Source organism: Rhizobium sp. BK491 (assembly GCF_014194925.1).
Classification (GTDB): Bacteria; Pseudomonadota; Alphaproteobacteria; order Rhizobiales; family Rhizobiaceae; genus Rhizobium.
The window spans coordinates 486,701-507,513 of sequence record NZ_JACIAR010000001.1; the positions used below are offsets into that span (position 1 = coordinate 486,701).

Consider the following 20,813-nt stretch of genomic DNA (forward strand, 5'->3'; position numbering starts at 1 on the left):
AGAAAAAGTGCTCGACTTTTCCACTGTATCGTTACAGATTTTCGAGACGAGGAAGGAGTGACCACATCACAAATATGCTTGCGGCGCTGCTGCGGGCACTATAAGCGGTCGGTCGCGGGAGGCAGCATTGCAGGATATGGACAGTAAGAAGATTTCCGGCAGCAGCACAGCGCAGTCTACACATGAACGGCCGACGCTCAAGACGATCGCCTTTATGACCGGGCTTGGGATAACCACCGTCTCTCGCGCCTTGAAAGATGCTCCTGACATCGGCGCCGAGACCAAGCAGCGTGTGCGCATGGTCGCGCGGCAACTGGGATATCATCCCAATCGCGCCGGCGTACGTCTCAGGACCGGAAAGACCAATGTTATCGCCCTGGTCCTAAGCATGCATGAAGACATCATGGGCTTTACCAGCCAGATCGTCTTCGGCATTTCCGAGGTTCTCGCCGGTACTCAATATCATCTGGTCATCACGCCGCATTCGCTTAGCAAGGACTCGCTGGTTCCGGTCCGCTACATCCTGGATACTGGCTCGGCTGACGGCGTCATCATATCGCGCACCGAACCCAACGATCCGCGCGTCGCGCTCATGCATGATCGTGGCATGCCTTTTTCCACGCATGGACGGACGGATATGGGCATCGTGCATCCCTTCCATGATTTCGACAACGAAGCCTTCACGCACGAAGCCGTGCAGGCGCTGGTCGCCAAGGGACGGCGTCGCTTGGCGCTTCTGCAGCCCTCCAGCAAGCTGACTTACTATTCCCATACCCGCATCGGCTTCCAGGCGGGTTTGCGTCAATATGGTGCGGAAGAGATCCCGCTCGGGATTACCACGGACAACACCCTTGCCGATATCAAGGACACGGTCGAAGCACTGATGCGCTCTCCACATGCACCCGATGGTTTCATCTGCTCCAGCAGCGGCGGCGCCATTGCCGTTAATGCCGGAATCGAGGCCGCTGGTTTTCGTCTCGGGCGTGACATCGACATGGTCGCCAAGCAATCGACCGATGTCTTGAGCTGGATCAGGCCCGATATCATTGCGGCGTCGGAAGACTTTCGTCATGCCGGCCGCGAGCTCGCCAAGGCGGTCATCGCGCGCATCGACGGCGTGGAACCCGAGCTTCTGCAAAGCATCAGCCCGCCCGTCTGGTCAAACGGCTGATAAGGAAAAGGCCTGCAGGGTTTCACCGGCAGGCCTTTTGATCATCGTATCCGACTGCTCTATCAGGCTGTAGCACCACTGCCCCATGGGCCGTGGTGAATATCCTTGCCGTCGACACGGTCGAAGCCGTGAGCGCCGAAGAAGTCGCGCTGAGCCTGGATCAGGTTGGCGGTGCCGCGCGCCTGGCGATACGCGTCGAAATAGGTCAGAGCCGAAGCAAGCGCCGGAACCGGCAGGCCGGCAGCCGTCGCAGCCGAAACGATTCGGCGCAGCGACGGGATCGATTCCTTGACCATTTCTGCAAAGGCGGGCGTGACGATCAGATTCGCCGCATCCGGCGTCTTCGTGAAAGCGCTGGTGATCTCATCGAGGAACTGCGAGCGGATGATGCAGCCGGCGCGCCATATCTTGGCGATGACGGGCATCGGCAGCGACCAGTTGAACTCCTTCGAAGCCTCGGCCATGACGGCAAAGCCCTGCGCGTAGGCGCCGATCTTTGCAGCAAAAAGCGCCAGTTCCAGATCTTTCAAGAGGTCGGGGCCGAAGGCGATCGGGAACTTGTAGTCCGGCGTGCCGAAGATCTTCTCGGCTGCTTCGCGCTGGCTCTTGATGGCCGAGAGGCTGCGGGCGGCAACGGCGGCTTCGATGGCGGTTGCAGGAATGCCCATGTTCTGGGCTTCGATAACCGACCACTTGCCTGTGCCCTTCTGGCCGGCTTTGTCGAGAATGACATCAGGCATGGCATTGCCGGTTGCGGGATCCTTCGCGGCAAGAACCTTCTCGGTGATCTCGATGAGATAGGAATTGAGGCGGCCCTTGTTCCATTCGCCGAAGATCGAGCTGATCTCGGCCGCGCTCTTGCCGAGGCCGTCGCGCAGAATGCCGTAGATTTCGGCAATCATCTGCATATCGGCATATTCGATGCCATTGTGGATCGTCTTGACGAAATGACCGGCGCCGTCATTGCCGAGCCAGGCAACACACGGATCGTTATTGTACTTGGCCGCGATCGAAGTAAGCACCTTCTCGACGCGCTTGTAGGATTCCTCCGTGCCGCCGACCATGATGGAGGGGCCATGGCGTGCACCTTCCTCGCCGCCGGACACGCCCATGCCGATGAAGGTCAGGCCGGTATCCTTGAGGCGGTCGAAGCGGGCGATCGTGTCGCGGAAATTAGCATTGCCGGCGTCGATCATGATGTCGCCCTTGTCCAGATAGGGCTGTAGCGCCGCCATCTGCTGGTCGACCGGCTCGCCGGCCTTGATCATGATGATGATCGGCCGTGGCGGACGGATTGCCTCGACGAACTCCTCGATCGTCTTGCAGGGAATGATCTTGTCCTTGAGTGCGCCCGCATTCGCGTAAAATTCATCCGTTACTTGAGGAGTACGGTTGAACACTGCAATCTTGTTGCCTTTTTCAGCGATGTTGAGCGCCAGATTCGATCCCATTACCGCGAGACCGATCAGCCCGATTTCTGCCTTTTCCACGACAATCCTCCAATGAACCGTTCACCGCGCCCAGCCCACCCTGAAGACGCAGCAACATCCGATGTGACGCAATGCCGCCGACGCTCGGCGCGACAGGCTGCAGCCCTGCGTTGGGGCTGTTGTTGCACTCCGGGCGGAAAACGGCAAGCCTCCGAAAGCCGTGAATCGTTCCCTTTGCAGGACTGTGCAACAATGTTGCCGAATTGGCGATTCATTCGCGTGCGAACTCTGGCGTGTTCCGCAGGTCTCAGTCCCTTGATGGTGATATAGAGGAGGAAAACACCATGTCGACCATGAATGCGAAGATCGTACATATCTCCATCGATCGCGACTGGAGGGAGGTCTACAACTACGCCAGCCGTCCGGAAAACATGCCTTTCTGGGCCTCAGGTCTGGCATCCGGGCTGACGCAGGATGGCAATGATTGGATCGCCGAAGGCACGCTCGGCACTGCCCGGGTTCGGTTCTCGCCTCGCAATGACTTTGGTGTCATCGACCACTGGGTAACGCTGGAATCTGATCTGCAGGTCTACAATGCGTTGCGCATCGTGCCGAACGGCGATGGTTGCGAGGTCATGTTCACCCTGCTCCAGCTACCGGACATGGAGGCAGAGCAATTCGCGGCCGATGCCGCGCATGTCATGCGGGATCTGAAGACGCTGAAGGAGTTGATGGAGCGCTGACCGCCCTTACAGCGAGCGCAACGTCCAATCGACGAGTTCGCCTGTCACACCTGCAAATGCGGCATCGAGCGCCCGCACGAAATCGGGATTGCTGCCACCGCTGACCGGCACGACCTTCCGGAACACGTTCTGGGCCTTCACCGTACCGGTGCGATCGTTCAGGATCTTTTCGGAGATTTCGACGATTGCCGTCTTATGGCCACCGGACGCATTGATCTCGAAGGAGCGGATATCGGTGACGATCTGATAGTCGATCGCAAGCCCCTGCCCGGGTACGCCGACGCCACCGAGCTTGCCGGTATTCTCGAAAGCCTCGACAAGTTTCGATTGCACCATTCTGCTCAGCTTGTCGCTCCATTGCGATTTGCCAAGATATTGGATTTCCGAGCCCGAGACGCGAATGACGATCTGATTGCTGTCCAGAGCCTGCAGCGCGGTCGGCGGCGGGATGAGGATCTGGCGGCTTTTGACCGAAGGTCCATTCGTCTTCGCCGACGCGGAAAGATCGTAGGTATCATTGTTGGAAGAGGTTCCACAGCCTCCCAGCAAGGCCGCGAGCAACGGCAACGCGATCACAGCTTTCCACACCTGATGACGCTCACTCGACACGCAACCGACCATATTTCGCTTATCCCCTGGAGACCAGATATCGCTCTTCATCAATGCCGCGCGCGGCCGTTGTAAGTCTTGACCGTATCCCCGCCGAAAATCAGTCGTTGCGGATTGCGGTCGAAATTAGTGATTGTACTATTCAGATTGTCAACCGTGCCCCGCATGTCGTTGATGAGGGTCTGGGCGTCGCGCAAGCCGCTGCTGGAAAATTTCTGCAGATTGTCGGCGATCGGCCCGATGCGGGAATTGAGATTGTCCGCCATCTTCTTGAAGGATTCGAGCGTGTCCTTGGCTTCTGCAAACAGCGACTTGGTGCTGTCGTCGCCGAGCAAGGAATTGACCTTGGTCAGGATGCCGTCGACCTTGCCGGACGCCGCATTGAGCTTGGTCGAAATCTCGCGGGCATTGGCAATCGTCTGATCGATATCCTGCTGATGCGAGGCAACCGAGTTGGCGACATCCCGGATCGATGCGACCGCGGTACGAGCCTGTTTCGTCACATCGGCAATATCGTCAACCGATCCCTTGATCTTGGCAGGATCGATCTGCGCGACGATCGCATCGACTCGATCCAACGTTTTTTGAGCGTTCTGACCAAACGTCGTATAGGTGTCGGCCGTCTGCTTGAAACTTGCAATCGTCGCCTTTAGGTCGGTCGTCGCATCGGCGACATTGGCCGTGATCTTGTCGGCATTGGCGATGACGTCGTTGACCTTCTGGGCATCGACCGCGCGCACCAGCTTTTCGATCGCATCCAACGTCGAGTCGACGCGGACCGAGACCGTCTTGAAGGTATCAGAAAGCTGGCCGACGCTTGCCAAGAACTTGTCGATATTGTCGGAATTGTCAGCAATCGCCTTGGAGAATTTCTGCGCATTGCGCACGGTATCCGTCAGCGGCCCGCGCGAATCCGAGACGAAGCCCTGGATGTCGCCGATCGTGTCGTTGGCGCGGTTCAGGATCTTGTCGGCCGTCGTTAACAGGTTGGTCACGCTCGACTGGTCTGCGAGCAATACCGCTCGCTTGCCCGTGTCGATCGAGCGCTTGAGGATATTTTCGTCGCTGTTGCGACCGCCGGAAAGCTCGATATAGGCCGCACCCGTCAGGCCCTGGATCTCAAGAATGGCCTTGGTCGAGGTGTAGACCGGCGCATCGGCGCGCACCTGCGTGAAGGCGAGAGAATAGTTCGGGTCGTCGGCGTCGATCGAAAGCCCCTGCACCGAACCGACCTGAATACCGTTGAAGCGGACCGGCGAGCCGACGCTCAACCCATTTGCCGAACCGGGAATGCGCACGACGAGCTCAACCATAGGACCGCCCCGGCCGTATTCCGCCATCCAGTAGACGAAGCCGAAGGCGGCAGCGATGACAACCAGCGTGAAGAACCCGACGATCGTGTAATTGGCTTTGGTTTCCATTGTCTCCAGTCACTTCTCGCGGCTGTGGGCGCCTGCGCCTTTGTCGTCGTTGTGCCCTCTGATGTCCTCGCGCGGCACGATCGAGCGTGCGCGCTTGCCCCTGAAGTAGGATTGCACCCAGGGGTCATCACAGGCGAGCATGTCCTCAACCGTGCCTTCCACCAATACCCGCTTCTGTCCGAGAACAGCAATACGGTCACAGACGGAAAACAGGCTGTCGAGGTCGTGAGTCACCATATAAACGGTCAGGCCAAGCGTGTCGCGCAGCTTGGCAATCAATTCGTCGAACTCCGACGCACCGATCGGATCGAGGCCCGAGGTCGGCTCATCGAGGAAAACGAGGTCGGGATCGAGCGCCAGGGCTCTGGCCAGCGCCGCGCGCTTGATCATGCCGCCCGAGAGCTCGGAAGGATATTTGTCGGCGGCATCAGCGGCGAGACCGACCATGCGGATCTTCATCAGCGCAAGCTCGTCCATCATCTCTTTCGGCAGGTCCAGATATTCCCGCATCGGTACCTGGATGTTTTCCTTGACCGTAAGCGAGGAAAACAGTGCACCTTGCTGAAAGAGCACGCCGAGCCGCATGTCGAGCCGATTGCGATCCTCTTCGTCGAGCTTATCGTAATCTTCGCCGAGGATCTCGATATTGCCCGATCGGCGCGGCAGTAGCCGCAGCACAGTGCGCAGCAGCACGGACTTACCCGCGCCGGAAGCGCCGACGAAACCGAGGATTTCGCCGCGATAGATATTGAGGTTCAGCTTATCGAGAACCACTTTCGAGCCGAAAGCCACGGTGACATCCCGTGCCGACAGCACGATGTCTCTGCCGTGCTCATCCTTTTCCAATGGAATTTCCGAGTGAAGCGCGCTCATCGTTATCGTCCCTCAGAAATCGATTGCCGCATAGAACATGGCGAAAAGCCCGTCCATGAGGATAACGACGAAGATCGACTTCACCACGGATGACGTCACGTGCTGACCAAGAGATTCGGCACTGCCTCCCACCTTCAATCCTTCAACCGCAGCGACGATGCCGATGACCAGCGCCATGAACGGCGCCTTGATCATGCCTGAAATGATCGTCGAAAGGCTGACGGCCTCATGAAGGCGCGAGATGAATGTCGCAAACGTGATGCCGGAATAGGCCCAGGACACCAATGCAGCGCCAAAGAGCGCGGCAAAGTTGGCAATAACCGTCAGCAGCGGCAAGGCCACCGTCAGCGCCACCAGCCGGGGAAAGATGAGCACGCCGACGGGGTTGAGGCCCATGACCTTCAGCGCGTCCACTTCCTCGCGCATCTTCATGGAGCCGATTTCGGCGGTAATCGCGCTGCCGGAACGGCCGGCAATCATGATCGCGGTCAGAAGCACGCCGATTTCGCGCAATTGCAGGATGCCGACCAGATCGACCACGAAGATTTCCGCGCCGAAATAACGCAGCTGGAAAGCGCCTTGCTGGGCGATGATCGCTCCGATCAGCGACGACATCAGCAGGATGATCGGAACGGCGCGCACAGCCATATGATCGATCTGATTGACGATCGAGGCTGGCGAAACGCCGCTGCCGCGGCCAAACTTGAGCTGACCCCCGCGCACGGCCGAACCCAGTATATACATGGCGGCAATGAGATTGCCCCAGATATCGTAGACGCTTTCGCCGATAGGCGCGAAGACACGCTCTGCCCATGATTTCCTCGGCTTCGCCGCTGCCGCCTCATCGTCCGGATGCGCGTCGAAAGTCGTCAGCAATTCGTCGATATGCGGATTGGAACCCTCGATCGTAACGTGAGCCTTGTGCGCTTCCTGGCTTTCCTTCAGCCGGCGGATCAGCAGCGCACCCGCCGTATCCACATCCGAAAGACCGGAAAGATCGATCACCACGTCGCCGCCGGAACTGCGCTTGGACAGCTGCTCGATCTGTCGCAGCACGCCATGCACATTGGCGCTGCGCCAATTGCCTTGCAGCCGATAGCGATGGCCTGCGCCTTCGGGCGCATCATCGATCTTCGGTGCGTCGGACCTTTGCTCGGCTGCTTTCAAACTCATGCGTCTTTCAAATCTGGCACAACATACGCCGACTCGGTGAGCCCGCGTGGTCAATGCTTAATACACCGACTACGCGTGGAATTTCCATCTCGCGCCGACGCCAACTTATGTCACGGCTTTTTGATATCCAAATGAATTTGTTGCGCCGCATCAGGATACGCCGTGAGCGCCGCCGCCGATTGCCGGCGTCCTGGCCTGCAGCCCGTAGGCGAAAATGACCATGACCAGCCCGAAAGCTGCAATGCCCGCCATGACATAATAGCTGGCGAGGTCAAGCCAGGCATAGAGATAGCCGGATGCAAGGGTCATCAACCCTAAGAACATGCCGTTGTAAAAATAATACGCCCCTTGGGCCGATGATTCCTGCGTTTCGTGCACTGAGGCCACGATGCGACGCTGAATGCCTGTGTGGACGCAGGCATAGGTACAGGAATGAAAACACTGCAGGATGAAATAGCCGAAGAAGCCGAAATTGATCGGAAACAGGATCCAGCGCAAAATACACATGGTCGCGCCGAAAAAGATCAATGTCCAAGCGCTGAACCGCCGACTAAGCTTCTTCGACAGGAAGAAAACCATCACCTCAGCCGCAACGCCGATGCTCCATAGGACAGCAATTTGCGCGCCGGAAAAGCCAAGCCTATGCCAATAGATCGATGCAAACGTATAGAGCATCGCATGGCTCGATTGCTGGATCGACACGCCGATCATGGTGATGAGCAAGTGCGGCGAGCGCAGATTTCCGGTCGGAGATTGCAGATTGATCGGCAGGTTGCGCCGGCGCGTCGGCCCGATGCGCGGGGCGAAAAACCCCATCAGCGTCGTCAGAATGAATCCGGCCACCATTACCGGCAAGACAGTAGTGCCGCCCCACATGCCGATCAGCTGGCCGCCGAGAAGGGTCGACAGGATGAATGTGATCGATCCCCAGACCCGCATCGAGCCATAGTCGAAGCCCCAGCGGCGCACGCCCGACATGGCGATCGACTCAACCACCGGCACGTAGGGCGCGTAGGTGGCCCCCTGAATGCCGTAGACCAGAAGCACCGGCCAGAAGTCGCTCGTCCAATAGAGCGCGACAGCCGTCAACAGCGACAGTGCACCCGACCATAGCAGCACATCCGCCCGCTCCGTCATATGATCGGCGAGCACCGCGATGATGGGTGTCACGAGCACCCGAACGACCATAGGAATGGCGAGCACCAGGCCGATCTCATGATCATTGAAATTCAGCCCCGCCAACCAGACGGGGAAAAACGGCAGGGCAATTCCGTTGACGAACAACGGAGCGCAGTAGGACAAGGCAGTGCGCAAGCGGAAATATGGAGGCGCACCCTCGCCCTGGAAGGACTTGATCGCGGGAATCATGACAGACCTGAAGGGAACTTACTTTGTCCCTATCACGCTATCGAGAATACGACTATGGCGAGAAATGGCCAAACCGTACCGTTTCGGAAAAACCGAAGCTGTAGGCGTTCAATAATTATGACAAGCTATTAGCAAGCCTGTGAACAGGCGCAGAATTATGCTGCCTGTGCCCCGAGTGCCCGCGGCATTTCCTCGACAGGTGAGCCAACCGGTTCCGTCTCGAGAATATTCTGCCAGGTAATCAGCTCGAACGTGCCGTCTTCGTGCTCGGCAATCGCCGTGCAGCTTTCCACCCAGTCGCCCGTGTTGATGTAACGGATCCCATCGAGATCCTCGATCACCGCATGGTGGATATGGCCGCAGATGACGCCATCGGCATCGTTGCGCTTGGCCTCTTCGGCGACGACACGCTGAAATTCGCCGATGAAATTGACGGCGTGCTTAACCTGCAGTTTCGCCCAGGCCGAGAAGGACCAGTATGGCATGTTCAGGCGGCGGCGTACCGCTGCAAGGCCGATGTTGATCAGGATTGCCATGTCATAGGCCCAATCGCCGAGATAGGCGAGCAGGCGGGCATTGCGGACGACGACATCGAATTCATCGCCATGCAGCACGAGATATTTCTTGCCGTCGGCCGTTTCATGCATGGCGCGCTGCGCCACCTCGATGCCGCCGAAATGCATGCCGGGGAAGTCACGCAGGAATTCGTCGTGATTGCCGGGTATATAGACGATGCGCGTGCCCTTGCGCGCCTTGCGCAGGAGCTTCTGGACTACGTCGTTGCAGTGCTGAGGCCAATACCAGTTTCGCTTCAGTCTCCAGCCATCCACGATGTCACCGACCAGAAAGATGGTATCGGCTTCGTGATGACGGAGAAAGTCGAGCAGGTAGTCCGCCTTGGCGGCCTTCGAGCCGAGGTGCACGTCAGAAATGAATAGCGTTCGGAAATGCCGGGGGTCCATGTTTTCATTCACGAACTATATGTCCGTGCCCTATCCTACGTTGGCTATTCCAAAACCAGACTCGTGTTTCAGGAAGATGACAATCCCTGTGCTTGACGGCTCAGCCACGAGCGCAGCGTTCGATCCAAGGGACGCGCGCCGCTCAATTCTTGCAAAAAGGCAATTCAGTTTTGTCACGACAAAAACGCTTTGTGACCTCAATTGCATACTGTGAAGGCGAAGCGATTGATGTATGCAGAAGACTCAAAGCGCAGGCAGGAATGGAGACCGAGAGATGGATACGCACGACACTTCGAAAAAAGCCGAAAACATGGCGAGTGGCGATTTCGACGAACAGGCGCTCTATTTCCATCGCTATCCCCGCCCCGGCAAGCTTGAAATCCAGGCCACCAAGCCGCTCGGCAACCAGCGCGATCTGGCGCTTGCCTATTCGCCCGGCGTCGCCGCGCCCTGTCTTGCCATTCGCGACAACCCGGAAACGGCCGCTTATTACACGTCCCGCGCCAATCTCGTAGCGGTGATTTCCAACGGTTCGGCGGTGCTCGGCCTCGGCAATATCGGCCCGCTCGCTTCCAAGCCAGTCATGGAAGGCAAGGCCGTTCTCTTCAAGAAATTCGCCGGCATCGATGTCTTCGACATTGAAATCGCAGCCCCGACGGTCGATGAGATGGTCAACACCGTCTCGGCGCTCGAACCGACCTTCGGCGGTATCAATCTCGAAGACATCAAGGCGCCGGAATGCTTCGACGTCGAGCGCCGCCTGCGCGAGAAAATGGAAATTCCGGTCTTCCACGACGATCAGCACGGCACCGCCATCATCGTCGCCGCCGCCATCCTCAACGGACTGGAACTGGCCGGCAAGAAAATCGAAGAGGTCAAGATCGTCGCCTCCGGCGCGGGCGCAGCCGCGCTGGCCTGCCTCAACCTGCTCGTCATTCTCGGCGCCAGGCGCGAGAACATCTGGGTCCATGATATCGAAGGCCTGGTCTACAAGGACCGCAACGTCCTGATGGACGAGTGGAAATCCGTCTACGCTCAGGACAGCGACAAGCGTGTGCTGGCCGAATCCATTCCCGGCGCCGACGTCTTCCTCGGCCTCTCCGCCGCCGGCGTGCTGAAGCCCGAACTGCTGGCGCAGATGGCCGAAAAGCCTCTGATCATGGCGCTCGCCAATCCGACGCCGGAAATCATGCCGGATCTCGCCCGCGCCGCCCGCCCCGACGCGATGATCTGCACCGGCCGCTCGGACTTCCCGAACCAAGTCAACAACGTCCTCTGCTTCCCCTATATCTTCCGCGGTGCGCTCGATTGCGGCGCCAAGACGATCAACGAAGAGATGAAGATGGCCGCCGTGCGCGCCATCGCAGCACTTGCCCGCGAGGAGCCTTCCGATGTCGCGGCGCGGGCCTATACCGGTGAAACTCCGGTCTTCGGGCCGAATTACCTGATCCCCTCGCCCTTCGACCCGCGCCTGATCCTGCGCATCGCGCCCGCCGTGGCAAAGGCAGCAGCAGACAGCGGCGTCGCGCTGCGCCCGATTACCGATTTCGACGCCTATATGGACGAGCTCAACCGCTTCGTCTTCCGTTCGGGCTTCGTCATGAAGCCTATCTTTGCCGCCGCGAAGATTGCCGAGCGCAAGCGCGTCGTCTTTTCCGAAGGCGAGGACGAACGCGTGCTGCGCGCCGCCCAGGTTCTTCTTGAAGAAGGCACGGCCGTCCCGATCCTGATTGGCCGTCCTTCCGTCATCGAGACGCGCCTGAAGCGCTACGGCCTGAAGATCCGTCCGAATACCGATTTTGCCGTCATCAATCCGGAAGACGATCCCCGCTTCCGCGAGTATGTCGAGCTCTATTTCTCGCTGGTCGGTCGCGCGGGCGTTATCCCCGAAGCAGCGCGCACCATCGTTCGCACCAACACGACTGTCATCGGCGCACTTGCCCTGAAGCGCGGCGAAGCCGATGCGCTCATCTGCGGTCTCGAAGGCCGTTATGAGCGTCATTTGCGCATCGTCCGCCAGGTCATCGGCAAGCGGCCGGACGTTCGTGATTTCTCGGCATTGAGCCTGCTCATTTCGCAGCGCGGCGCGACCTTCTACACCGATACCTATGTGACGTTTAACCCGTCCGCCGAGGAAATCGCAGAATCCACATGGCTGGCTGCCGAGGAAATCAAGCGTTTCGGCATCGAGCCGCGCGCCGCCCTCGTCTCGCATTCCAACTTCGGCTCACGGGAGTCGGAAAGCGCTACGAAAATGCGCGAAGCGCTGGCTCTCATTCGCAAGGCAGCGCCGGATCTGGAAGTCGATGGCGAAATGCATGGAGATAGCGCCATTTCCGAGAGCCTGCGCCGCCACGTTATGCCGGACAGCGCGCTTTCCGGCGAAGCCAATCTACTGGTCTTCCCCAATCTCGATGCGGCCAATATCACGCTCGGCGTGGTCAAGACGATGACCGATGGTCTGCATGTCGGTCCCATCCTGCTTGGGACGGCGCTTCCGGCCCATATTCTCTCGCCGTCGGTCACTTCCCGCGGCGTGGTCAACATGGCGGCGCTCGCCGTCGTCGAGGCCTCGCAGATCGCCTGATGCTGCGCCTCGCAGCCGCCGTCAGAACGGCACCGCGCTTCATGCAATCGCGGTGCCGCCCATCTCCTGGCTATTGGCGGCTGCGAGCTGCAATTTCACGAAAATCCTCTCGAAATCCGTGCTTTTTCATGGATACGTTGTTAAGCTGCAGCGTGTAATCTTCAGCGAGTTAAAACCGCTTTCGAGAGCAGCACCGTGAACCGCGGCATAAAACACACTTCCATTGCCCTCTTTTCCCTGCTGACGGCCACGCCGGCCCTTGCACAGGCCGATCTCTGCGACGAGCTGCGCGGCCGCTATGTCGACATCAATGAGGTGGTCGGCGCCAGCCAGGAAACACGCCAGCTCTCGCGCGCCATCGTGCAGCAGAACCTGATGATCCGCCGGACGATGAGCGATCTGCGCAACCAGGGCTGCGCCGAAGGCGACGATGGCGTATTTGGCGGCCAGGACAATCAGGGCGTCTGCGATGACATCAGGCAATCGATCGATCAGATGCGGCAGGATCTCTCCCTGCTGATGGATCAGCGTGAGGAAAGCGTCGGCCGCGTCGATGCCGTAGCCATGCAGCGGCGGCAGTTGCTGGATATGATGCAGCGTAACGGCTGCAGCCTGCCGGCTTCGGCCACCCCGGATATCGTGATCGACACCCACACGAAGATGGATGCCTATGCGCCGCAGGAGCAGTCCCTTGCCAAGCCTGAAAGCTCCATTACCGTCATCGAAACGCCACGGCTCCAGACGAATTCCAGCCTGGAACAGAAACAGGCACCGCCGACGCCGGCGCCCAAGATAACACAGGCGCAGCCGCAGCAATTTCCGCCGGATCGGCCATACGATCCCTCAGCCCATAAGGTGCGCCAGGTCGGCCCGCAATTCCTCGCGACCGACCAGGGCAGCATTGACCTCAAGCACCCGAAAGAAGCCGGGCCGCAGCCGACGCAATAATGCGCGGCCAGCCGTTTCTCATTTTCGCCTGACCCGCCCTGCTTCCAAGGTTTTATGCCGATGCCGACTGGCGCAACAGAGAGATAACGGACTCATCACCCGCCTCCAGCGCAAGATCGCGATAGGACCGTCCGGAAGCATCCCTCACCGAGCGATCCGCGCCCTGCGCCAGCAGGAAGCGCACCGCGTCACCGCATCGATTGAAGATGGCAAAGCCGAGCGGCGTCATCCAATCGCGATCGGTAGGCTGTCTACGCGAACGGAATTCACCGAAGCGTATATTCACCTGCTCGGGATGCTTATCGAGAATGGCAGCCAGCTGATCGATCTGGCCGAAGGCTGCAGCCGCGAAGATATCGAGCGGATGGGCTTTCAGAAACTCGACCATCTCATCCTTGCCGTTATATTCGGCCCAACCGATTGGCGGCGCATGAAAATTCGGATCGCGAACGGTGGTATCGGCTCCATGCGCGATCAGCAGTTTCGCCATCTCCATATGGCCATGCAGTGCCGCCTCATGCAGCGGTGTGCGGGTCGTCATGGCGTTGACGTCGAAGCCCAAAGCCAGCATGCGGCGCACGGCCTCCAAGTCGTTTTCCCCGGCAGCGTCGTGGAGCATGGCCGGATGAGCCCGCTGCATCGCAGCTGCGATATTAAGATTGCTTCCGCCCTGCATCTGCTTGAAAATCTTTATGATCTGCTCGATGTCGACGGCACTTGCCTTAATCTGAATATAGGCCCAATCCTCCGGCTTCAGGCGAACCGCGACGGCACCCTTCTGAATAAGGTATGCTGCCAGCTTGCTATCGCCACTTAGGCGAACCCATTCATAGGGAGTCCTGTCGTTAATGGGCTTGTTGACATCAGCACCATTTTCCACCAGCAGGCGCACGCGTTCGCCCATGCGATGTTCCAGCGCCCAGGCAAGCTGATAGTCGAAAACGGTCTGCGAGTTCTCGACGAACTTGCCATCCTCGCGCACGAGCCAATTGTTCTTATCCCTGGCGGACAAGCCATATTCGATCAGCAATTTCAGGCATGTATTGTCGGGTTCGAACATGCGGTTGTAGAGCGCCTGGCTGTCATTGGCTTCGGCTCCGGCATCGAGCAACAGCCGCGCGAATGCCTCGCATTCCGGATGCTGAGGCTGGCGCTCCTTCCCCGCCTCGCCTTCACCGAAGACGCCAGTCAAAACGGTGAAGCGATATTGGCCGGCATCGAGGAAGAAGGCGTTGACGTCGGCCCCACGCCCGACCAACTCGCGGGCTGCCGGCAGGCTGGAACGACCCGGCACGCGAGCATAGGCCGCGCACATCAGCGGAGTGAGATCATGCGGCCCGCCCCTGCGATCGAGAAGCTGTGGCTGACGATCGAGCCAGCGACTTACACGGTCGGCATCGCCAAGCGCAGCAGCGACGTGAATGCTTTCATCGGCAATCTCCGGATGAGCCTCCAGCAGTCGCAGCGCCTCATCGAAGCGCGCGGGATCGGCGGGAATATTGGCAAAGTAAGAAACCGTCGCCAGTGACAGGAAACGGTTGGCGAGCTGGTCCCGTGGAACATGCTTACGATCGTCGCTTTCCAGATGCGCCTTGAGCTTCGCCCAGCTGGAAAAACCGAATTCGCGGGCAAGAACAAGCTGAATGTCCTGCAATCCCACATCTGCGACGTCGGCAAAATAGGGCGCAACGCGGCTGCGCGCCGAAGCATCGCCCGACTGTACGGCCTTGAGGAAAGACTTGGCCTGTTTTTTCAGGGAATCGAGGGTGGCGTCGACAGCCAAAGAGCGCGTGGTCACGAAGACCTCCTTCCATTTACGTCCGGTATCCGCGCCCACAGACTGAAAAGAGGTGTGGCAGTCTCACTTCATATGCATCAGGTGGGCCTAGCCCTTCCCGCGGATCGGATGCGCCCTGAGAACGCATCCAGATCTATCGCGGCAGTTGCGGTCTGTCCAGAACTCAGGCCGGCTCATAGCGGACATAGGCGAACTCGTCCCCATCCGGTGACCAGTTCGGCACATTGATTGATCCCTGCCCGCCGAAGAGCTCGAACAGCGTCGTGAGATTGCCGCCATCCATGTCCATCAGCCGCATCCGCACATTGAGATCGCGCGGATGATCGAAGACGCCGGGATCGTAGGAGATCAGGACGACCTTGTCGTTTTTTGGCGACGGATGCGCGAACCAATTGCCGTAATTGTCGTCGGTCAGTTGCTGCAAGCCGGTGCCGTCCGGACGGATGCGCCAGATCTGCATGAGGCCGGTGCGGCTCGAATTGAAATAGATCCATTGCCCGTCGGCCGAATAGTCAGGTCCGTCATTACGGCCCTCGCCATGCGTCAGTCGGGTCTCTTCGCCACCATCGATCGAGATCGTATAGATATCGAAAACGTCGTTGCGGATGCCGCAATAGGAGAAGCGCTTCCCGTCCGGCGACCAGCCGTGCCAGTAGGACGGCAGATTGGTCGTCACCTGCCTTGGTGTGCCGCCCTCTGCGGGTAGAACATAGATGCAGGATTTACCATGCTGCGTCTTGTCGGAAATCGCGATCAGCGAACCATCCGGGGAAATGCCGTGATCGTTGTTGCACTGGGTCGCAAAGCCGGTATCGACCTGGGCGATGCCGCTGCCATCCAGCGGCAGCCGGTAAAGTAGGCCGTCGCCATTCAGCAGCAGATATCGCCCGTCAGGCGAATAGTTCGGCGCTTCGATCAGCTGGTCCGTTTGCCAGACGATCCGGTTTGCACCCGTACGGATATTATAGATCTCGACCGAGCTGCGCATTCTTCCTCTCCCTTGCCGCTGGATACCGCGATCAGCGATCGCGGAACCGGTTGGTGATCGGATAGCGACGGTCGCGACCGAAATTCTTCTTGGTGATCTTCACACCCGGTGCCGACTGGCGGCGCTTGTATTCTGCAAGATAAAGCAGGTGTTCGATGCGATGTACGGTCGCGACATCATGGCCCCGGGCCACGATCTCCTCCACCGACATCTCCTTTTCCACCAGGCATTCGAGGATATCGTCAAGCACCGGATAGGGCGGCAGCGAATCCTGATCCGTCTGGTTCGGCCTCAATTCCGCCGAAGGCGCCTTGTCGATGATGTTATGGGGAATGACCTCACCCGAGGGGCCGAGCGCACCGGGGGGCACATGCAGGTTGCGCCAGCGCGACAGCGCGTAGACCTGCATCTTGTAGAGATCCTTGATCGGGTTGAAGCCGCCGTTCATATCGCCATAGAGCGTGGCGTAGCCGACAGACATCTCCGACTTGTTGCCCGTCGTCACCACCATCGAGCCGAACTTGTTGGAGATCGCCATCAGAATGGTGCCGCGCGCGCGGCTCTGCAGGTTTTCCTCGGTGATGCCGCTTTCCGTACCTTCGAAGAGATCCGACAAGGCCGAAGTGAAGCCCGTCACCGGATCTTCGATCGGCACGATATCATAGCGGCAGCCGAGCGCCTTGGCGCAATCGGCCGCATCCTTCAATGAATCCTGCGAGGTATAGCGATATGGCAGCATAACGGTGCGCACGCGTTCTTCGCCGAGCGCATCGACGGCAATCGCGGCGCAGATCGCCGAGTCGATGCCGCCGGAGAGGCCAAGCACGACCGACTTGAAGCCGTTCTTGTTGACATAGTCGCGGAAGCCTAGCAGGCAGGCGCGATAATCCGCCTCCTCGCCTTCCGGAATATGGGCCATCGGGCCTTCGGCACAGTGCCAGCCATCGCCGTTCTTCTTCCAGGTCGTCACGGCAAGCGCGGTCTCGAACTGACTCATCTGGAAGGCCAGCGTCTTGTCTGCGTTGAAGCCGAAGCTGGCGCCGTCGAAAACCAGTTCATCTTGGCCGCCAACCTGTGCGGCGAAGATCAGCGGCAGGCCTGACTCAATCACCTGCCGCAAAGCGACCTGGTGACGGACATCGACCTTGCCCCGATAGTAAGGCGAACCGTTCGGCACCAGCAGAATTTCCGCACCGCTCTCGGCCAGCGTCTCGCAGATGCCGAGATCATTCCAGATTTCCTCACAGATCGGTATACCGATACGCACGCCCCGGAAATTGACAGGGCCAGAAATCGTCCCTTCATCGAAGACGCGCTTCTCGTCGAACTCGCCGTAATTTGGCAAATCGACCTTGTCTCTGATGAAGATGACTTTGCCACCATCCAACACCGCCACGGAATTGTAACGCCCGGTATCGTCCTGGCGCGGAAAACCTACGACGACGCCGGGGCCACCATCGGCCGTATCCGCGGCCAGAGCCTCGACCGCTTTCCGGCAGGCGCGGATGAAGGCCGGCTTCAGCACGAGATCTTCCGGCGGATAGCCGGAAATGAACAATTCCGTCAGCAATACGAGCTGCGCGCCTTCGCGCGCGGCTTCGGCGCGGGCGTCACGCGCCTTGGCGAGATTGCCGGAGACATCGCCGACCGTCGGATTGAGCTGCGCGACGGCGATGCAAATGGTGTTGGTAATCTGGCTTTGCTCTGTCATGCCATACATTTAGCGATGCCATCTTCCTTCCGCAACCGCCTTCCTTCCCGCACACGCATCAAAGATCACGCCACCCGCATAGGTGGTATTTTTGCCCGGAAAAATACCAAGCTAGCCTTGCAAAGAAGACTTTGATCGCATTGATCATTGAAGCCGCGATGGCAGACACTCCCTTCATCGATGCCATGAATGCCGATGCTTTATTACGACATAAAGGACCCGATCTTCGACATTATCATGGACGGCGCGAATGCCTGGGTGCGGCAGGTCGGATGCTCCGAACCTCAACGGCTAGCATGCGCTCTGGCAGCACAGCGGCAAACCGCCTCGTGATGTTTGGTACCCTTCCCTCGTTGCATTTTTGCCCGTTGGTCGAATAGTTGCATTCAACGCCACTTGGACCTCGGAGCCCTCCCAATGCATAATCTTCCCAACTTCGTTCATCTGCATTTTGACAAGACAGCCGATCAACTCGGCGATATCGAAAAGCGCGTTCTCAAAAAGGCGCACGAGCGGAAAGTCATCTCCACCGATGTCAATGCAGCTATCTCGGCGGAATCGTCCAGAGGAGAGCGTCTGGCTGATGGCATTGCCCGCGTTGGCGGTTCATGGTCCTTCATCACTGCCTTCCTGCTGTTTCTGGTCTTCTGGTGCATCGTCAACACGATCCTTCTCAGCACGAACGCCTTCGACCCCTATCCTTTCATCTTTTTGAACCTCGTTCTCTCCATGCTCGCCGCGATCCAGGCGCCGATCATCATGATGTCTCAGAACCGGCAGGCAGAAAGGGACCGCTTCGAGGCAGCCAAGGATTACGAGGTCAATCTCAAATCCGAGCTGGAAGTGCTATCGCTGCACCAGAAGATTGATATGCAGGTGTTGACCGAGCTCGCAGTGGTGCGGGAGGAGCTCGCCAAGCTCAGCAAGCTCGTTACCGAAAAAGGCAGTATGTGAAGGTCAATCGGAGGGGCCAGCCGTCAGTAATCCCGGTCGCCCCTGCCGATATTGCGGCAGTCCGTCGCTGACCTCATAATAGTCGCCCTTGTCGGCGCAATAGATGTGATAGGCTATCTTGAGACCGCTCGGCTGGTCGAACAGACCGGCCATGATCGATATTTCATCGGCGCTGTCGGCCACCCAGAACAGGGCCGAGCCGCAAGTCTTGCAAAAACCGCGGCGCGCGAATGTGCTGGCACGATACCAGGTAATCGCCTCTTCTCCCTCGATAACGAGATTTTCGCGCGCGACGTTGGTTGCGGCGTAATAGAGACCGGTCTGCTTGCGGCACTGCGAACAATGGCAGGCAACAACCTCGCGCAATTTGCCGCGTGTCCTGAAACCTACGCTGCCGCAAAGGCAGGCTCCCGTGTGTTCGTCGCTCATCATTGCTCCCTTTATTTCAGGGCAGCCTTCCCGAGAACGGCACTCGGGTCAATTTCAAAGAAATGAAGTGTCTTTCAGCCGCGCTGATCGGCCCAGCCCAAAAGCAAGCGGGCCGGTTTTCGCCGGCCCGTTCGATAGGTCATGAATAAGGCTTCACTCAGCCGTGCGCACGCATGCGCTTCTCGTCACGGCCGCCCTTCATCCGCTCGGCGAGCAGGAAGGCAAGTTCCAGCGCCTGGTCGGCATTGAGGCGCGGGTCGCAATGGGTGTGATAGCGATCCTGAAGATCTTCGGCACCGACGGCGCGGGCACCACCCGTGCATTCGGTCACATCCTTGCCGGTCATCTCGATGTGGATGCCGCCCGGATGCGTGCCTTCGGCACGGTGGATCTGGAAGAAGCTCTCGACTTCCGACAGGATGCGCTCGAACGGACGCGTCTTGTAGTTGTTGAGCGTGATCGTGTTGCCGTGCATCGGATCGCAGGACCAGACGACCTTGCGGCCTTCCTTCTCGACGGCGCGGATGAGGCGCGGCAGGTTGTCGGCAACCTTGTCATGCCCGAAACGGCAGATCAGCGTCAGGCGACCGGCTTCGTTCTGCGGGTTCAGAATATCGATCAGATTAAGCAGATCGTCCGCCTGCAGCGAAGGCCCGCACTTCAGACCGATCGGGTTCTTGATGCCGCGGAAATACTCGACATGGGCATGATCGGCTTGGCGCGTGCGGTCACCGATCCAGAGCATGTGGCCCGAGGTCGCGTACCAGTCGCCGGTCGTGGAATCGACGCGGGTGAAGGCTTCTTCATAGCCAAGCAATAGCGCTTCGTGGCTGGTGAAGAAATCCGTTTCGCGCAGGCTCGCATTGCTCTCGGCGGTAATGCCGATCGCGCGCATGAAATCCATCGTCTCGCCGATGCGATCGGCAAGCTTGCGGTAGCGTTCGCCCTGCGGGCTATCCTTGACGAAGCCGAGCATCCACTTCTGCACGTTTTCAAGGTTGGCATAGCCGCCCATGGCAAAGGCGCGCAGCAGATTGAGCGTCGCAGCGGACTGGCGGTAAGCCATCAGCTGACGTTCCGGATTGGGAATGCGTGCGTCTTCGGTGAAATCGATGCCGTTTATGATGTCGCCGCGATAGCTCGGCAGCGAGATGCCGTTCTGCGTTTCGATGTTCGACGAGCGCGGCTTGGCGAACTGACCGGCAATACGGCCGACCTTGACGACCGGCAGCTGCGCACCGAAGGTCAGCACGACGGCCATCTGCAGGAAGGCGCGGAAGAAGTCGCGGATCGTATCGGCACCATGCTCGGCGAAGCTTTCGGCGCAATCGCCGCCCTGAAGCAGGAAGCCATTGCCTTCGGCAACATTGGCAAGATGCGCCTTCAGACGACGGGCCTCACCGGCAAAAACAAGCGGCGGATAGCTTGCAAGCTGAGCTTCGGTCTCTGCCAGCGCTGCCTTGTCCGGAAAATCCGGCACCTGCTGGATCGGTTTCTGCCGCCAACTGCTCGGTGTCCAATTCTGTGCCATCTCACTCACCTGCTTGTGCGCCCGATCTTTCTCGGGCGGCCCATCGTCGTAAATAACGCGCGCTTATAAACCTTTGCCGCCCGCTTGCAAAGGCGGGCAAACTACTGTGCGAATCTT

General features: G+C 59.0%; 17 protein-coding genes. 5 read left to right on the forward strand and 12 right to left on the reverse strand.

Annotation, left to right across the window (positions count from 1 at the left end):
- The first annotated feature begins 136 nt into the window (after window positions 1–136).
- Window positions 137–1,171, forward strand: a complete 1,035-nt coding sequence (locus tag FHX05_RS02475) for a LacI family transcriptional regulator (protein WP_183870568.1) — start codon at window positions 137–139, stop codon at window positions 1,169–1,171.
- 62 nt (window positions 1,172–1,233) lie between these two features.
- On the opposite strand, the gene gndA is transcribed toward FHX05_RS02475, so the two are convergent.
- Window positions 1,234–2,661 carry an NADP-dependent phosphogluconate dehydrogenase gene (gndA, locus tag FHX05_RS02480; RefSeq protein WP_183870569.1) on the reverse strand — a complete coding sequence of 476 codons (1,428 nt, stop codon included), beginning with the start codon at window positions 2,659–2,661 and terminating at the stop codon, window positions 1,234–1,236.
- Between the two features lie 284 nt (window positions 2,662–2,945).
- Here gndA and FHX05_RS02485 point away from each other — a divergent pair, with 284 nt between their 5' ends.
- Window positions 2,946–3,344 (forward strand): SRPBCC family protein, encoded by a 399-nt coding sequence (locus tag FHX05_RS02485; RefSeq protein WP_112606340.1) that lies wholly within the window; start codon window positions 2,946–2,948, stop codon window positions 3,342–3,344.
- A 6-nt stretch (window positions 3,345–3,350) separates the two neighbouring features.
- Here FHX05_RS02485 and FHX05_RS02490 read toward each other — a convergent pair whose 3' ends face one another.
- The 6 genes from FHX05_RS02490 to FHX05_RS02515 form a co-directional block, all read right to left on the reverse strand.
- Window positions 3,351–3,965 (reverse strand): ABC-type transport auxiliary lipoprotein family protein, encoded by a 615-nt coding sequence (locus tag FHX05_RS02490; protein ID WP_112411895.1) that lies wholly within the window; start codon window positions 3,963–3,965, stop codon window positions 3,351–3,353.
- 38 nt (window positions 3,966–4,003) lie between these two features.
- Window positions 4,004–5,374, reverse strand: a complete 1,371-nt coding sequence (locus FHX05_RS02495) for an MlaD family protein (RefSeq protein ID WP_183870570.1) — start codon at window positions 5,372–5,374, stop codon at window positions 4,004–4,006.
- Window positions 5,375–5,383: 9 nt separating this feature from the next.
- The gene (locus tag FHX05_RS02500) at window positions 5,384–6,247 is read right to left on the reverse strand and encodes an ATP-binding cassette domain-containing protein (protein WP_183870571.1); all 864 of its coding nucleotides are present in this window, start codon (window positions 6,245–6,247) and stop codon (window positions 5,384–5,386) included.
- A gap of 12 nt (window positions 6,248–6,259) precedes the next feature.
- Entirely contained in the window at window positions 6,260–7,420 is a 1,161-nt protein-coding gene (locus FHX05_RS02505) for an ABC transporter permease (protein WP_112334702.1), read from the reverse strand.
- Between the two features lie 150 nt (window positions 7,421–7,570).
- A complete protein-coding gene (locus tag FHX05_RS02510) occupies window positions 7,571–8,788 on the reverse strand; it encodes an MFS transporter (protein WP_183870572.1) in 1,218 nt (405 codons plus the stop codon).
- Between the two features lie 155 nt (window positions 8,789–8,943).
- Window positions 8,944–9,750 carry a UDP-2,3-diacylglucosamine diphosphatase gene (locus FHX05_RS02515; protein WP_112334700.1) on the reverse strand — a complete coding sequence of 269 codons (807 nt, stop codon included), beginning with the start codon at window positions 9,748–9,750 and terminating at the stop codon, window positions 8,944–8,946.
- A gap of 274 nt (window positions 9,751–10,024) precedes the next feature.
- Here FHX05_RS02515 and FHX05_RS02520 point away from each other — a divergent pair, with 274 nt between their 5' ends.
- Together FHX05_RS02520 and FHX05_RS02525 are read left to right on the forward strand one after the other, a co-directional pair.
- On the forward strand, window positions 10,025–12,337 hold the full coding sequence (locus tag FHX05_RS02520; protein ID WP_112334699.1) for an NADP-dependent malic enzyme: 2,313 nt from the start codon (window positions 10,025–10,027) through the stop codon (window positions 12,335–12,337).
- Window positions 12,338–12,532: 195 nt separating this feature from the next.
- Window positions 12,533–13,285, forward strand: a complete 753-nt coding sequence (locus tag FHX05_RS02525) for a hypothetical protein (RefSeq protein WP_183870573.1) — start codon at window positions 12,533–12,535, stop codon at window positions 13,283–13,285.
- A 52-nt stretch (window positions 13,286–13,337) separates the two neighbouring features.
- Here FHX05_RS02525 and FHX05_RS02530 read toward each other — a convergent pair whose 3' ends face one another.
- From FHX05_RS02530 to FHX05_RS02540, 3 genes are all read right to left on the reverse strand, one after another.
- Window positions 13,338–15,083 (reverse strand): ankyrin repeat domain-containing protein, encoded by a 1,746-nt coding sequence (locus tag FHX05_RS02530; protein ID WP_183870574.1) that lies wholly within the window; start codon window positions 15,081–15,083, stop codon window positions 13,338–13,340.
- Between the two features lie 163 nt (window positions 15,084–15,246).
- Window positions 15,247–16,071: a PD40 domain-containing protein gene (locus tag FHX05_RS02535; protein WP_183870575.1), complete on the reverse strand. Its 825-nt coding sequence runs from the start codon at window positions 16,069–16,071 to the stop codon at window positions 15,247–15,249.
- A 31-nt stretch (window positions 16,072–16,102) separates the two neighbouring features.
- Window positions 16,103–17,782 (reverse strand): NAD+ synthase, encoded by a 1,680-nt coding sequence (locus FHX05_RS02540; protein WP_183871172.1) that lies wholly within the window; start codon window positions 17,780–17,782, stop codon window positions 16,103–16,105.
- A 417-nt stretch (window positions 17,783–18,199) separates the two neighbouring features.
- Here FHX05_RS02540 and FHX05_RS02545 point away from each other — a divergent pair, with 417 nt between their 5' ends.
- Window positions 18,200–18,736, forward strand: coding sequence for a DUF1003 domain-containing protein (locus FHX05_RS02545; protein ID WP_183870576.1), 537 nt, complete (start codon window positions 18,200–18,202; stop codon window positions 18,734–18,736).
- A gap of 3 nt (window positions 18,737–18,739) precedes the next feature.
- Here the strand turns inward: FHX05_RS02545 and FHX05_RS02550 are convergent, their stop codons facing one another.
- Both FHX05_RS02550 and FHX05_RS02555 read right to left on the reverse strand, forming a co-directional pair.
- Window positions 18,740–19,165: a GFA family protein gene (locus FHX05_RS02550; protein ID WP_183870577.1), complete on the reverse strand. Its 426-nt coding sequence runs from the start codon at window positions 19,163–19,165 to the stop codon at window positions 18,740–18,742.
- Window positions 19,166–19,322: 157 nt separating this feature from the next.
- Window positions 19,323–20,696, reverse strand: coding sequence for a 3-deoxy-7-phosphoheptulonate synthase class II (locus tag FHX05_RS02555; RefSeq protein WP_112334694.1), 1,374 nt, complete (start codon window positions 20,694–20,696; stop codon window positions 19,323–19,325).
- Window positions 20,697–20,813 lie beyond the last annotated feature (117 nt).